Annotated in this window: 10 protein-coding genes; 6 read left to right on the plus strand and 4 right to left on the minus strand. The window is 46.3% G+C overall.

The window, feature by feature from the left end:
• Positions 1–83 precede the first annotated feature (83 nt).
• The 3 genes from IE163_RS08805 (at position 84) to IE163_RS08815 (ending at position 7,284) form a co-directional block, all read left to right on the plus strand.
• Positions 84–2,747 carry a cation-translocating P-type ATPase gene (locus IE163_RS08805; RefSeq protein ID WP_189432324.1) on the plus strand — a complete coding sequence of 888 codons (2,664 nt, stop codon included), beginning with the start codon at positions 84–86 and terminating at the stop codon, positions 2,745–2,747.
• A 248-nt stretch (positions 2,748–2,995) separates the two neighbouring features.
• Positions 2,996–6,292, plus strand: a complete 3,297-nt coding sequence (locus IE163_RS08810) for an MHYT domain-containing protein (protein ID WP_189432325.1) — start codon at positions 2,996–2,998, stop codon at positions 6,290–6,292.
• Positions 6,286–7,284: a response regulator gene (locus IE163_RS08815; RefSeq protein ID WP_189432326.1), complete on the plus strand. Its 999-nt coding sequence runs from the start codon at positions 6,286–6,288 to the stop codon at positions 7,282–7,284. The genes IE163_RS08810 and IE163_RS08815 overlap by 7 nt, the downstream gene beginning before the upstream one ends.
• Positions 7,285–7,289: 5 nt before the next feature.
• Here IE163_RS08815 and IE163_RS08820 read toward each other — a convergent pair whose 3' ends face one another.
• Positions 7,290–8,765 carry a DUF3360 family protein gene (locus IE163_RS08820; RefSeq protein WP_189432327.1) on the minus strand — a complete coding sequence of 492 codons (1,476 nt, stop codon included), beginning with the start codon at positions 8,763–8,765 and terminating at the stop codon, positions 7,290–7,292.
• Positions 8,766–9,086: 321 nt separating this feature from the next.
• On the opposite strand from IE163_RS08820, the gene IE163_RS08825 reads away from it, so the two are divergent.
• Both IE163_RS08825 and IE163_RS08830 read left to right on the plus strand, forming a co-directional pair.
• On the plus strand, positions 9,087–9,500 hold the full coding sequence (locus tag IE163_RS08825) for a hypothetical protein (protein ID WP_189432328.1): 414 nt from the start codon (positions 9,087–9,089) through the stop codon (positions 9,498–9,500).
• A 58-nt stretch (positions 9,501–9,558) separates the two neighbouring features.
• Positions 9,559–11,037: a PAS domain-containing protein gene (locus IE163_RS08830; protein ID WP_189432329.1), complete on the plus strand. Its 1,479-nt coding sequence runs from the start codon at positions 9,559–9,561 to the stop codon at positions 11,035–11,037.
• Here the strand turns inward: IE163_RS08830 and IE163_RS08835 are convergent.
• Complete coding sequence (locus IE163_RS08835; protein WP_189432330.1) at positions 11,003–11,680, minus strand: RluA family pseudouridine synthase; 678 nt, start codon at positions 11,678–11,680, stop codon at positions 11,003–11,005. The genes IE163_RS08830 and IE163_RS08835 overlap by 35 nt on opposite strands.
• Before the next feature lie 117 nt (positions 11,681–11,797).
• Here IE163_RS08835 and IE163_RS08840 point away from each other — a divergent pair, with 117 nt between their 5' ends.
• Positions 11,798–12,493: an RluA family pseudouridine synthase gene (locus IE163_RS08840; protein ID WP_189432331.1), complete on the plus strand. Its 696-nt coding sequence runs from the start codon at positions 11,798–11,800 to the stop codon at positions 12,491–12,493.
• Positions 12,494–12,653: 160 nt separating this feature from the next.
• On the opposite strand, the gene IE163_RS08845 is transcribed toward IE163_RS08840, so the two are convergent.
• Both IE163_RS08845 and IE163_RS08850 read right to left on the minus strand, forming a co-directional pair.
• Positions 12,654–15,122 carry a S9 family peptidase gene (locus tag IE163_RS08845; protein WP_189432332.1) on the minus strand — a complete coding sequence of 823 codons (2,469 nt, stop codon included), beginning with the start codon at positions 15,120–15,122 and terminating at the stop codon, positions 12,654–12,656.
• 143 nt (positions 15,123–15,265) lie between these two features.
• The gene (locus tag IE163_RS08850; protein ID WP_189432333.1) at positions 15,266–15,874 is read right to left on the minus strand and encodes an FMN-dependent NADH-azoreductase; all 609 of its coding nucleotides are present in this window, start codon (positions 15,872–15,874) and stop codon (positions 15,266–15,268) included.
• Positions 15,875–15,894 lie beyond the last annotated feature (20 nt).

The following is a 15,894-nucleotide window of genomic DNA, read 5'->3' on the forward strand; positions in this document are numbered from 1 at the left end:
GACAAGTGGCTTGATATAGCGCAGGGTGTAACGCAGGCTTCCTGGCATACTATGATTATAAGTTGAGAAACTGAGCTGAACCTATGAATAAACCGCAATACCAGGTACATAACAAAAATGCTGATGAGGCGCTAGCCGAATTAGGTAGCAGTGCGGCTGGCTTATCAACTCAGGAGGCTAAAGCACGCTTTTTACATTATGGTGAAAATGCCTTGCCGCAGGCGCCGGGCCCCTCATTGCTTTATCGTTTTTTTAAGCATTTTCACGATACCTTAATTTACGTCTTGCTATTTGCCGCCTTGGTTACAGCTATTTTGGGTCATTGGCTGGACACAGTGGTAATACTCGCTGTGGTGGTGATTAATGCCATTATCGGGTTTATTCAGGAAGGAAAAGCCGAGCAAGCCTTAGCTGGCATTCGCCAGATGTTATCGGTAAACGCCAATGTCTGCCGCGATGGGCAATGGCAGCAGTTGCCAGCTGACGTTTTAGTGCCTGGTGATATTGTGAAACTTCGCTCTGGTGATCGAGTGCCGGCTGATTTACGCATGCTGGAAACTACTGAACTGCGCATTGAAGAGTCGGCGCTAACAGGTGAATCGATGCCCGTGTCGAAACAAACCGCGCCCGTTGCAACAGATGCACCTTTAGGCGATCGCAGTTGTTTAGCTTTTTCCGGCACTTTGGTAACCTCTGGACGGGGTATTGGGGTTGTGACCGCCACTGGTGCTACAACAGAGATTGGCCAGATCAATACGCTACTTTCTGATGTACAAAGTTTAGAAACACCCCTTACCAAGCAAATGAACCAGTTTGGTCGCTACCTTGCGTTGGCTATCGCTATCTTGACGGTGCTAATGCTAGCTATCGGCTTACTGGCACATAACTATGCCCCAGTCGACGTATTTTTAGCCGCTATTGGCTTTGCCGTAGCAGCTATACCTGAGGGGTTACCCGCTATTTTAACCATTACTCTGGCACTTGGCGTAAAACAAATGGCTAGACGCAATGCTATTACCCGGCGGTTAAATGCCGTAGAAACTCTGGGTGCGATAACGGTAATTTGCTCAGATAAGACCGGGACTCTCACCCGCAATGAAATGACAGTTAAAGATGTGGTTACCAGACAGGGGCATTATCAGGTTAATGGTATTGGCTATGAACCGACGGGTGACATTTTGCATCAGAACCAACCAGTTGCTCTTGGAGAGCATCCTGCGTTGCAAGCATTGATAGAAGTGATTGCCGTGGCAAACGACAGTGAGCTACAACAAAAAGCTCAGCAATGGCAGGTGCATGGCGAACCCACTGAGGGGGCCTTACTTTGCTTGGCAGAGAAAACAGGATTTGAACGTGAACGCTATCAGCGATTGGCGGTGATCCCGTTTGAATCTGAAAATAAGTTTATGGCTAGCTTGGAGCAAAGGCCTGACGGCAGCAAACAGCTATTACTAAAAGGCGCACCAGACCGCTTATTACCGCGTTGCCAAACACAACTATCGGCACAAGGCGAAATTGAGCCGCTGGATCAAGCCTTTTGGCTAAAACAAATTGAAGTGTTGAGTCAACAAGGTTTACGGGTATTAGCCGCAGCAGGTAAAAGCACTGAACAGAATGAATTAGGCATAAAAGAGTTAGAAGCGCTATGTTTTTATGGCCTTATCGGCATTATTGATCCCCCCAGACCTGAAGCGATAACGGCAATTGCCGCCTGCCAGGGTGCAGGGATTAAAGTGAAAATGATCACAGGTGACCATGCCGGAACCGCCAAAGCTATTGGCGAAGCCATGGGGTTAGCGCAACACGGTGAGCTAGTGGTCTATACCGGCAAACAAGTTGAACAAGCTTCTAGCGCAGAGCTGCAAGAGATGGCGTTAAAAGGCACTATTTTCGCCCGCACCAGCCCAGAGCATAAGCTGCGCTTGGTGCAAGCCTTACAGCAACAAGGCGAAGTAGTGGCCATGACCGGTGATGGGGTAAATGACGCGCCGGCACTAAAACAAGCCGACGTTGGCGTAGCCATGGGCATCAAAGGTTCTGAGGCCAGTAAAGAGGCTGCCGATATTGTACTGGCCGATGACAACTTTAGTACCATCGCCGCTGCCGTTGCAGAGGGCCGCACTATTTATGATAACTTACGCAAAGCCATTTTATTTATCCTACCGACTAATGGTGCGCAAGGGTTAGTCATGCTCTGTGCCGTCTTATTTGGCTTAACGCTACCGCTTACTCCGGTGCAAATTCTCTGGGTTAATATGGTTGTTGCAGTAACGTTGGCACTGGCATTGGCCTTTGAACCCGCTGAACCGGGTGTGATGCAACGAGCACCACGGCAAACGAAAGCAGCGCTATTAAGTGGCGCTTTTTTAAGGCGTATTACCTTAGTTTCAGTGCTAATTGGTGGCTGTGCGATGCTACTGTTTCAACTGGCGTTAAGTGAAGGTTTTGATTTGGCTTATGCCAGGACCATTACCGTTACCGCCTTGGTTGTGGCTCAGGCCGGTTATCTGCTTAATAGCCGGCATTTAAGTAGCTTTAGTTTGCATCCGAAACTCTTATTCACCAACCTTATTGCCTGGTTAGCCATCGCCATTTTAGTGCTATTGCAGCTTGGCTTTGTTTACGCGCCCTTTATGCAGAACTGGTTTGGTACCACATCCCTGCAGCTGGTGCACTGGGGCTGGGCACTGCTTGGGGCTGTATGTGTAATGTTAGTAATTGAACTTGAGAAAAAGTTGTTATGGTAACTAAGGCATACTGGTCAGACCGGTACCGGAGTTGTGTGGATAATTAGGCATACTGGTCAGGCCGGTACCGGAGTTGTGTGGATAAACTGGTCGGGCCGGTACCGGAGTTGTGTGGATAAACTGGTCGGGCCGGTACCGGAGTTGTGTGGATAATCTAACGGTGTTGCTGCAGCGTGAAAAATTCGCTGTGTTTTGCTGATTAAGTTATGCTGTAAGCAAAACTTGCTGCCGTGATAGGTTAGATTATTTTGCTAATTGAACTGTTTCGTATTCCCACTGATAGCACTTTGCTGATGGGCACCTATAACAGTGCTTTAGTAGTGCTCTCTTTAGTAATAGCCATTTTATCTTCTTCCGCCGCTCTATTTTCTGTGGAACTTAGCCGTCAAAACCCACTTCGTTGGCAGCAACAACTTGGTTTGGTTGCTGGCAGTATCAGCTTGGGTATTGGTATCTGGTCGATGCATTTTATCGGCATGCTGGCATTTCAGCTTTGTACCCCGGTTGAGTACCTAAGCGGTATTACTTTATTGTCATTGCTACCGAGTGTTTTAGCCTCTTGGGTAGCCCTAAACCTCCTTGTCCGCGAAAAAATAGCATTAATACAATTAGCCATTGGTGGTGTATTAGTGGGCGCTGGCATAGGCGCTATGCATTACTCTGGTATGGCGGCGATGCAAATGGCTGTACAACTACGTTACGACCCACTCTTTTTCGCCTTATCTATTATTGTTGCGGTCGTCATGGCATTTTTAGCACTTTGGATCCGATTTGGCGTGCAAAGTCTGCAAGCTAAATTAGCTGGCTGGCAACTCAATTTATTAAGTGGCCTAGTGATGGGACTGGCTATTAGTGCCATGCACTATACTGGCATGCTAGCGGCGCGCTTTGTCGCTCCGCCAGGCTTTACTGCAACTGGGGAAGAGGCAAATAGCCAGCAAATAGCACTTATTGTTACTTCTATTAGTGTCGTGGTGACACTGTTGGTGTTGTTAGTTCAAGCCGTCTTAAAGTTCTATCATGCTAAACATAGCTTTGAGAACAGTGCCGCTCGTCTCAGTGCCATTATGAATACTGCCTTAGATGCTATTTTGACCTTTAATCACAAAGGCATTGTGATTGACAGTAACAGTGCGGCACAAACCTTATTTAAAGTGAAAACCGGCAGTCTCACCGGACGACATTTTAAGCAATTATTACCAGCGCCCTATGCTGCTGAATATCAACAACTGTTAGCACAGGCTAGTCATAACGAAGTATCTCAATTGACCGGTGCCGAGCGGCAACTATGGATCTTGACTGACGAGCAACAGCAGTATCCGGTGCGAGTAATGTTAAGCCGCAGTACTTTAGATGAGCGCCCTATCTATGTTGCCTGTTTAAGTGATATTTCAAAACAACTGGCCACCGCGAAAACGTTGGAAGAAAGTGAGCAAAAATTTCGCTCGCTTATCCAAAATATCCCTGGCGCAGCCTTTCGTTGTTTGCCAGATAACAGTTGGAGCATGATTTTTATTAGTGATGCCGTAGAAAGCTTATGCGGTTACCCTGCTACTGATTTTTTATTACCGAATCCCAAACGCAACTGGACCGACTTAATACTGGCGGAAGATCACACTTTAGTTGCAGGCATTAACCATACACAGACCTTTATGCTGGAGTATCGGATCCGTCACAAAGATGGCAGTATTCGTTGGCTATTAGAGCAAGGTGATGCCCTGCTCGATGATCAGGGCAACGTCCAGGCTCTGGACGGCTTTATTATGGATATTTCTGAGCGGCGTTTATTTGAAGAACAATTACAGCAAGCCAAACAAAAAGCAGAACAAGCGGTTGAAGTAAAAACAGCCTTCTTGGCCAATATGAGCCACGAAATCCGCACCCCGCTTAATGCCGTTATTGGTTTTACAGATCTCTTGCTGGAAAACCCCGATTCACCAGATGCGGTACGTTATATTCAAACAGTAAATCAATCGGCAAAATCGTTACTCGTGCTACTTAATGATATTTTAGACAGTGCAAAGCTGGAAAGAGGCAAGTTGGAGCTCGAACAAGTTAATTTTAATCTTACCGAACTGATCGATAATGTTGTCTCTACGCTTTGGGTAAATGCCCGCAATAAACAGTTGGCATTAAATTTTTCGTTAAGCCCGAAATTAGCGCACTTTTATTTCGGTGCCGCACCGCGGATCCGGCAAGTTTTATTAAATATTCTAGGCAATGCTATCAAATTTACAGAGCAAGGTACCGTCACACTAAACGTAGCACCGGTTGCCGACAAGATTGCTTTTACCATTACCGATACGGGCATTGGCATAGCTGATAATCGTTTGGCCAGTATTTTTGAGCCATTTACCCAAGCTGACGCCAGTATGAGCCGCCGCTTTGGTGGCACTGGTCTAGGTACCACTATTAGTAAGCAATTGGTAGAGCTAATGGGGGGAACGATTAACGTCAGCAGTACCTTGGGCCAAGGTTCAACCTTTACTGTGCTTCTTCCTCTAGCAGCAGGCCAAGCCGTTGAAATGGCGACAACGCTAAATAAACTACCCCCAATGCATTTTCTAATTGCCGATGATATTCCGCAAAATCTAGAATTACTGAGTGCCATTTTACAACGTGACAAACATCAGGTAACTACCGCTGCTAATGGCGAAGAAGTGCTACAACAGTTAGACAAAATTCAACCAGACATAGTGTTGCTGGATGTACAAATGCCAGTAATGGATGGGCTGACGGCTACCAGGCTGAGGCGAGAATATGAAGCTACACATCGGTTACCACGTCTACCTATAGTTGCACTTACCGCCAGTGCATTGACAGAAGACCGTCACGCTGTTATCGAAGCAGGTATGGATGGCTTCGCTTCTAAACCCATTGATACCGATGTCTTGTTTAGTGAAATTGCCAGGGTACTCAATATCGACTTACTGAATGTGGCAAGTACTGCCTCCCCTCGAAGCTTTGCTATTATCGATTTTGAACAGGGAAAAAAATTGTGGGGGAGCACAGAAAAGCACTACACAGAACTACAGCGGTTTGCGAATGGTCCATTGCAGCATTTATGCGAAGATATATTAAGCGCTGAAGCCGAGGCTGACAAGGCAGCCTTACAGCGTATCGCTCATAGTTATAAAGGCCTAACCGGCAACCTAAGTTTAATGGCACTAGCCGACTGCTGCCATCTATTGGAGCAAGCTTTAAGAACTGCAGATTTAGCCATACTCAGAGAGCGGGTGAAACAACTTTGTGTAAAAGCGGAGCAAAGCCGAAAAATGATTAATAGCTTGCATGCACCCACACAGCGATTAGACAAAGAGCAAGATAGCACCCTTTTACCCACTTTGTTAAAAACACTTACCGCGCAAATAAGTAGTTTTAACTTTGATGATGCCTTATTACGACAGCTGCGGCAATATAGTGACAATGGCTACCATACTAAACAAATAGTAACCATTATAGATGCCACTGAGTCCTTTGATTTTGAACAAGCACAGAGCTTACTTCAAGCCCTTTTAACCGAATTAGAGCAGTCCCTATGTTAGCTGATCTTACCAGCAAATCATTTGCACGGATCCTGGTGGTTGATGATGAACCCCTTAATTTACGTGTTCTGAAGCAAATCCTGCAGGATCACTACCAACTCATGTTTGCAACCAATGCCAAGCAAGCGCTGGAACTGCTAAAAAAAGAAACTCCCGATTTGATTTTGCTTGATGTCATGATGCCCGATATGACAGGTTTTGAGCTCTGTGCTTTACTAAAAGCAGATGTAAAGCTGCAGAAAATACCGGTAATTTTTGTCACAGCGTTAAAAGCTGAGCTGGATGAAACACAAGGGTTTACAGTAGGAGCTGTAGATTATATTACCAAGCCCTTAAGTCCAGCGATAGTGCGCGCCAGAGTAAAGACACACCTATCATTGGTCCATGCGGAAGAATTAAAACGTACGCGATTGCAGGTGATTGAGCGCCTTGGCCGTGCGGCTGAGTATAAAGATAATGAAACGGGCTTACATGTAAAACGGATGAGCCATTATGCTCAAGTTATTGCCTTGGCTGCAGGTTTCTCAGCAGAATGGGCAGAGGAGTTGTTACACGCAGCCCCAATGCATGATATTGGTAAAATTGGCACCCCTGATCATATTTTACTTAAACCCGGCAAGCTGACCGATGATGAAATGACGATTATGCGCCAACATGCGCTAATTGGTGCTGAAATTTTGGGTGATTGTGATTCAACACTGATGCAAATGGCCTCTAGTGTTGCCCGTTATCATCACGAGAAGTGGGATGGTAGTGGCTATCCGCATGGCTTAAAAGCCACTGCTATTCCTATTGAAGCACGTATCGTAGCATTAACGGACGTTTTTGACGCATTAACCAGCGAGAGACCTTATAAAAAAGCCTGGCCTGTTGCAGAGGCCTTAGATTTTATAAAGTCGCAAGCTGGCAAACATTTTGACCCGGATCTCGTCCCCTTGCTGGAGCAAGAGCTCACCAAAATTCTTGAAATTAAAGCACGCTGGGCAGATTAACAGCCCTACGCTATGCCTCGAAATGAGGGTAAAAAAGGCGGCACCCCCGGAAACATGCCAATAGCCGCCATAACCAAGCAAAGCACCAGAAAAACGATACCAGGGACTATCCAGCGGCCAATATGTCCCAGCGTTTTACCCCGTTCTTTACAACCAATAATACCCAGGTTATCTAGCAGTACAGTGAGTGACCAACCAAAGACCGGATTAACCAGCACAGATGAAAAGATTACTATCGCGGCTGACTGAGTCGTTTTACCTTCCCGTGTCATCTGCATACCGGCCTCCAGCAACGGAATAAATACCCCTACCATTAGCGCAACACTTAATACCGGTGGCCATACTGCCAGATCCATAGGATATCCCCAAAGCGCAGCAACGATGCATAAGATCCCCGTGAGCACCGCGCCAGCCGGAATAGGCCTTTTAGCAATAGATGCCGGGATAATATAAGTCCCCCAGGATGAAGCAATATTTCCCCCGCCAAGCACACTCCCCACCACTTGCCGCGACGCAGCAACACACATAGTGTCATCAATATTCATCAAAACCTTGTCGGTTTTAGGCGGGTAATTTAACTGCTGAAACACTCGATGCCCAAGAAAATCGGGCGACCACATAGCCACAGCAAGCACAGCAAAAGGGGCAACCGCGAGAAAGTGGGATAACTCTGGTAGTCCTAGTTGCCAGCCGCTATCTGTGCCCCACCAATAGGCCGGGTTTAGGTTCGGCATACCCGGTGTGGTCGTAAATTCAAAAGGAGCCCCCAACGCCAAGGCAATGGCCGCGGCTAAACCCGAGCCCAGTGGAATGGCTAACCAGCGCTTTTGCATATGCTCCAGATAGGCATAGAGGATAATAACAGACAAAATCACCACAAAAGCAATGTACCCCATCTCAAAACCATTCGCCCAGCTAAACAAGTTTTTAATTTGTGCCATTAAACCGATAAAGCCCAAATACAGCAATAAGCCGCCGCAAACCCCGTTACTGGTAAGCTTGGCTAGTAAACTCCCGCCTTTGGTGATGCCTAAAATAAAACCGAGGATACCGATCATAATACCAAGCGCCATCGGGTGACCACCGGAGGCCACTATTAACGGAATCAGCGGAATTAGTGGGCCATGGGTGCCGGCTAAATTGGCATTAGGATTTAAGAAACCAGAGAATAAAATCACAAAAAACACAGCTGCGATTAGCATTTCAAAACGCACATTCGCAATGACAAAAGCATCTGATAAGCCTAGCGGAGCTGCAAAGGCCGCGACTATCGCTGCGACCATGACAATTTTACCGATAGTAGCAGCAGTTGCTGGAACTAAATCTTCCCATTCGAAGCGGTAATCCCGAAAAGGATAGTTAGGACGCCAGCGCTTCGGAGCCATCGCCTGCAGTTCATGTTCCAGATAGTCAGCGCGTGAAGAAAACAATTGGCGGGATTTATGCTTACGTTGATAACCTGAGCTTTTTACATCTGACATTAAGGTAATACCTGAAAAAAATATAGGCAGATACTAAGAAGCGGTGGCAGTCAGGTCAATGTGGCTATAGTCTAATAGTATCCTATTGGTTTAAGTGTATTAACTGCCAGAGCATCAAAGCATTTAACACACACGCAGACGGTGATAGGTCTTTTCTATTTAACCCAACTGTCCCATAGGAAACTTAACTTGCCTGCCGATTTGGGGCGCTAACGTACGTTTACGTATCAGTACAAACCCAACTTGCATCTGTCTCCCAATACACTATATTTAAGGTGTTACGGCTACATCTTGTAGCCTTGGGTTGGAGCATAAACAGCAATGATATCCACAATCAACACGGGTGCCATGCCAGTTAATGCCTTGCTGCGACAACAAACTGAACGCCAGGCGCAGCAAGCTGAACAACAAGCTAAAACCTTGGAAGAGCAGGCCGCAACTAAAAGACGAGAAGCCCGTCAGGCTGAAGCGACAGCCAAAAGATTAGATGCGGAGGCTGCACAAGCTGCCGCAGAGTCAAGCTTACTCAAAAATAACCTGTCAGCTGCTGAACAAACAGAGTTATCAGCCCAAAATAATAGTGAACGTTTAAATAAAGCTATTGATGAAGCAGTGAACACAGCAACACCAAGGCAAGACTCTTCAACCGAAAGCGCACTCTCGCGCGAGATTAACAATATTGTTGCCGGTAGCATAAATTCAAACAGAGGTAACTCCATCAGCTTCGTCGTTTGAATTCACTAAGCTTAGCAACGGATTGTGATATTACTAACTCAGATAGATCAGGGTATGAATGCCGGCGTTTAGTGATTTTTTCAAGTACCATCGTGCCACTAGCCCCTTATTGGTTAGTGCGGTATTTTTGGTGTTTTTTGCCGATAGTCAAACCCAGCTAGGTTTTGCGCATGGTGTGCTTTTTACCCCGTTAGTTGTATTAGCCAGCCTTACCGGTCGCCTGGGATTACTGCATACGATAAGTGTACTCTCAATATGCAGTCTCTGGCTGGGTTATTTGGTGTCTCCAGCTGCACCAGAGGGCTTTTCTGGTGCTTATATTCTGGCTAATCGTTTGTTGGCAACACTGGCAATACTGTTGTTATGGTGTCTGGGGCTAATGGCGATTAAGGCACAACAGCAGCAGAAGCGGCAATATTTGCAAGAACAACAGTCCAAGCTCGATCTAAATTTAGCGAGTGCTGTGGCGGCATTAAGTCATTGGTATTTGAATGACCATAGAAAAATAGTCACGCTGGATGAAGCCAGCAGACAATTGCTGGGGATCACTGCGCAAGAGCTCACACTAGAGCAATTTATTTGCTGCTTTGATGAGAAGTCTCAACGTTTTATTAAACAGAATTTGCAGCTCAGTGTCACACAGCAAAAAGCCACAACGCTAGAAACTAAATTACATCAAGAGGCCGCCAGCCCTGTCTGGGTGAAAATTGTAGCGTATCCAGACCCTAACAACCCCGAATTGATAAGGGGGCTATTACAAAATATTGAGCAAAATTACCAAAAGGCCTCTTTGCTCGCTGAGCAACAAATGCGTTTTATGCAACTTGCCGATAGTTTACCAGTGAAAGTTTGGACAGCAACTGCTGAAGGGATAGTCGACTTTGCTTCTGTTACTTTTGCTAACTTTTGCGGCCGTGACACTAAAACGATTGTGGCCGATTGGTTGGATATTTTACATCCTGATGACCGCGCCACTACCATCGAGATTTGGCAACATGCTGTTAAAACTAAAACACCTTATAAGGTAGAGTTTAGGATCTTAAGCAAAGATGGCAATTATTTTTGGCACCTTACCTCTGCATCGCCCATTTTTAATGATGACGGTGAGGTAATGTATTGGTTTGGCTCCGCCATGGATATTAGCGAACAAAAGGCATTATGGCTAAAAGCCGATCAGCTAAAACAATCACTCTATCAAACGTTAGGGAGCATTACTGATGGTTTCTTTACTCTTGATCAGGATTTTCGCTTTACTTATTTAAATCAAAGTGCAGCGGAGCTTTTAGCGGCTTGTAAGCAACCAGGGCCCGGTAAGTTACTCTCTGAAGTCTGTTATGTAGCAGGCAAAGATTTTAGCCCGTTAATTACAGCCATTCAACGTTCTTTCTATAAGCAACAAACTGAACAGCTGAGCTTTACCTTGCCAGGTACAGCTCTGCCAATTACTTTTAGCGTTTATCCTGCGGCCCAAGGTGTCAGCGTATTAATGCAGCCGCTACCCGCTAGTGCTCGAATAGCGGCGGCAGTGTTACCTTGAGTGAAACCGCTGTTAGTGGGTGCTTAAAGCTAATTTGCCAGGCATGGAGCAGCAAACGGCTGGCTGCTTGCGCTACGGGCCCTGCGGCATACAATGTGTCCCCGATGATTGGATGGCCAATAGCCGCTAAATGCAAACGTAATTGATGTGACCGGCCCGTGACAGGTTGCAATAGTACATGCGAAACATTGCGCTCAGTATCATAACTTAGCCGTTGATAACGAGTAAGTGAGGGCTTACCTGTATGCTGACAAATTTTATACAAGGGCCTGTTATCAGCATCTGCAGCTATGGGCAACGCAATTTCACCTGCCAATGGAACTTGCCCAGTCACAAGCGCCTGATATTCTTTATGCACCGTGCGTGCCTGGAATTGTTTACTAATTTCAGACAAGGCTTTTTTCGTTAAAGGCAAGACAACTAAACCTGATGTATCGTAATCCAGACGATGCACAACCTGTGCCGAAGGAAACTCACGCTGTACCCGGCTAATTAAGCAGTCCCTGTTTTCTGGATGTCGCCCAGGCACCGTCAACAGGTGGCTTGGCTTAGAAACGACAAGCAGCACATCATCCTGATAATGAATTTCATAGGCTTGGGTGCTGGCAGGCAAAATAACCAGATCATCTAAAGCGGTAGACATACTAATTCTCAATGCTTACTCAAACACCCGGCATTATGCCGTAAAAAAGCATTGTCAGCAGCCAAAAATCCGCTAAGCTGCCTGCAAAAATCATCAGCAAAGGTTTTCCACCCTATCATGGCAAATTCTTTTGTATATAACCCACCACAACTGCCGCTGGTCATTCTATATCAGGATAGAGATCTACTCGTAGTTAACAAGCCAAGTGGTATTTTAACTAACCCTGGTCGCGGTGAGGCATTAGCGGATTCGTTGCTAAGCCGGGTGCAACAAGCCTACCCTGGAGCTTTGTTGGTACATCGGTTAGATCTTAGCACTTCAGGGGTGGTGGTTTTTGCCCTAAGGCGTAAAGCGGAGCGTGAGCTAAAACGTCAGTTTGCAGAACGGCTGGTAAAAAAGCGTTATCTGGCGGTGGTTGCGGGCCTGATGACTAGCAAGGAAGGTATTATAACGCTGCCACTTAGAGCAGATCCGCTCAATCCCCCTACCCAGCAAGTGCACGCAGAGGGAAAAACGGCAGAAACCGCTTACCGCGTGTTGCAGGAGAGTAGCAAAGATCATCTTGAGCGTACCTTAGTAGAGCTGAGACCCGTTACCGGTCGCTCACATCAATTACGGGTACATATGGCAGCACTGGGTCATCCAATACTGGGAGATACTTTTTATGCCCCTGAATCAGTGCATCAAGCAGCGCCGCGCCTGTTACTTCACGCAGCAGAACTGAGTTTATTCCAGCCATACAATCAACAACCACTCACTTTTGTCGCCGACACAGACTTCGTTAGCAGTAACGGCCATTGGCCAAACCACTAAAGTTATCCACACAACTCCGGTACGGGTAAGAGCTCAGAGGTCGAACCGGTACCGGAGTTGTGTGGATAAATAGTTATACACCACACTCAGTTATACACCGCTCTCCGGTACGGGTAAGAGCTCAGAGGTCGTACCGGTACCGGAGTTGTGTGGATAGGTGTTAGAGGTTTTGTTCGAATAGTTTGTAGATGCGGCGATATTCGTCTAACCAGCTGCTTGGTTGACGGAAGCCGTGCGGTTCTACCGGGTATATTGCTGTTTCAAAGTGAATGATTTCCTGTTCAATTAGCCGCTGTACCAAACGCACTACGTCCTGAAAAAACACGTTGTCATCGACCATCGGGGCATTGATTAATAAGGGCTTGGTTAGTCCCTGAGTGAAGTATATGGGTGAGCTACGCTCATAGGCGATTGGGTCGATATCTGGTGTATTCAGAATGTTCGAAGTATATGGGTGGTTGTAATAGGCCCAATCGCTGACTGGCCGTAAAGCTGCGCCTGCCTGAAATAGATCAGGTTCTTTAAATAATGCCATAAAGGTCATAAAGCCCCCATAAGAACCACCATAGGTTCCAATCCGCTTCCGGTCGACATTGGCATTTTTTACCAGCCAATCAACACCGTCTACCAAATCTTGAATTTCTGGTGTTCCCATCTGGCGGTAAATGGCAGTACGCCAGTCGCGGCCATAGCCTTTTGACGCTCTAAAGTCCATGTCCATGACCACATAGCCCTGCTGTACTAACAGATTGTGGAATAAGAACTCACGGAAATAGCCTGACCATCCCAGATCGCTGTTTTGTAAGTAGCCTGCCCCGTGATTAAAAATTACTGCGCGACGTGCCTCACCCTCCTGGTAGTTTTCTGGTAAGTATACTTTGCTAAATACCGGGTGTGAGCTATGGCTGGATGGCACCGCGACAACCTGCGGCGCAAGCAGAGGTAATTGGCGAAATTCTGCTGAGATAGTATTAGTTAACTGCCGAATACTGGCACCGGGCGTTGCATCCGCAACAAACAACTCAGGCGGCATCAGATTAGTGGAATGACGCAGCAATAGTTTTTGCTCATCCGGCGACAGCGTAAACTCTGTACTACCCAATAAATTAGTCAGTTGCTCAGTTTTACCTGTTGCCAGTACCTGACGATAGACATTGTAGATACCAGGATGCGTCGTATTGGCCGTATAATAAATATACTGGTCATCGTGCGTTAGCACAGGGTTACTCACTTCAAAGGTGCCAGCAGTTAACTTATTGGCGTTTTTACTGTTAAGCGTTTTGGTATAAAGGTGAGAATAGCCACTCTCTTCCGATAGGAAATACAGCGTTTCGCTATTGTTTAACCAGCCAAAGTCATTAAAAGCATAATTAACCCAGGCTTTATCGTGTAAACGATGCTGCGGCAGCAACTTTTTCTGCTTTAGGTCAACAGTAGCGATCCAACGATCTTTATTATCGAACGCTTTTAGCATTACGGCGACCTGGTTTCCATTGGCATGCCAGCGCATTGCACTTTGGCTCCAATACCAGTCGGTCATCAGGCCGATATCACGAATAACTTTTTCCGATTTATAACGCTCACCACGCGCTTTAGCGTTTTCTGCTTTTACCTCAGCCAAAACATCTTCGTTATAGCCTGGTAATGCCGTGTAGCTAAGCTCATGCCGGCTACCGTTGGTTAAATCAATCAGTATCAGTTTTTGCGGTTCAGGTTTAAAATCATTCACCCTGGCGCGAACTGGCTGCGCAGCAATATCACCGTTAGCGGTAATATAATTTGGCATAATATCTTTTTCATTACGCGGGCTTTGTTTACGGGTTGCCAGAATAATAAAATTCGCGTTGGGGGATAAACTGGCATCAACAATTTGTTGTCCTTTGCCAAGGTAAATAGCAGCCGTTGCCATGCTGGTATTTTCAGCGCGTAATTGTTGCTGCGCTGCAAAACGCTCGCTTTGATTACGCTGCTGCAGGGCGACGTATTCAATAAGCTTGTGTTGTTCTTGCGCCAGATAGCCATTAGGTACCGCAGGCGCTTTAGGTGCATCGTCTGTTTTTAAACTGACCAGCTCAGTATGGCTGCCTGTGCTAAAGTCATACGCAAAAAAATCCCAGCCTTGCTGGTAAACTAAACGGCCATCCAGTAAAAACTGCGGCCGGCTTTGGCTGCTGTTAGTGCGTGTTAGCTGTAATAACTCGCCCTGTTGTAATACAAAAATATTACCTTCAAATACATAGGCCGCTTTAGAACGATCAGCACTATATACCAATTGCTGCGCCCCCATCTGGTGCCAATGCGCCAGTTTAACCAGTTCACCGTTTCCCTCTGTCTCTAAAGGCTTGGCAAACCAATCACGTAACTCACTACCCTCGCGTTTACGCTGGTAATACACCGTACTGCTATCTGGTGCCCAGAATGCCGTCTCAGGTTGCCTACCAAGCCAGTCAGGATCGGCCATAATCTGTTCCATGGTTAAGCGAATAGCTGGATCAGTTTCATATACTTGGCTTATTGTTAGGGTATCTTGTTTCCAGGTTTGGGGTTCAGCCTTGGCAGCAAGCGGCGCACTTTGCCAGAACAATGCGCTGATACTCAGCGCGACTAATGCTTTGTGGAAGATTTTCATAGTTTTATACTTATTTTGCAAAAGACGGCTAAGTTATACAAAGCTCAACAAAATAACGCAACCCAATGCGGTGCAATGCTGCTACTTTACGCTAAAAAGCACAAAACCAGCCAAGGCTGGTTTTGTAAACACGCTAACCTAATTTAGGCAAAAAGTATTTTCGCTATTTCCGACAGCTCAGCTTGGGCTTTGCTTAAAGCATTTTCTGCTGATTCCGGCCCCATATTTAAGCCTTCCGCGTAGACGTAATGCAACTGCGTTAAACCAATAAAATTAAAGAAACTCTTTAAAAAAGGTACCTGACTGTCTGCCGGGCTATTGGCATAAATGCCGCCGCGGGCCAGAGCAAAGACTACAGGCTTATCTGCCAGTAAACCTACCGGCCCCTGTTCGGTATATTTAAAGGTAACGCCCGCCCGAGCCAGGCGATCAAACAATGCTTTCAATTGGCTTGGTAAAGCGAAGTTGTACATAGGTACACCGATAACCAACGCATCAGCTGCGGTAACTTTAGCAATAAGATCGTCCGAGTGCGCAGCCAAAGCCTGCTGCTCTGCTGTTCTGTCAGCGGCAGCTGTCATCCAGCTCGCTATTTCACTCATCTCTAAATGCGGTAGCGGGTTCAAATTTAAGTCGATTTCAGTGACTGAAACATTAGTAGCAGCGCCCTGCGCTAACAAATGCGCGATCAGTTGATTTGACTTGCCGTTGTCGCCACTAATTGAACTTTTTATAACCAAAACATTTTTCATAAATTGCCTCCTTTGGCGAT

Source organism: Alishewanella longhuensis (assembly GCF_014653435.1).
GTDB classification, from domain to species: Bacteria; Pseudomonadota; Gammaproteobacteria; order Enterobacterales; family Alteromonadaceae; genus Alishewanella; species Alishewanella longhuensis.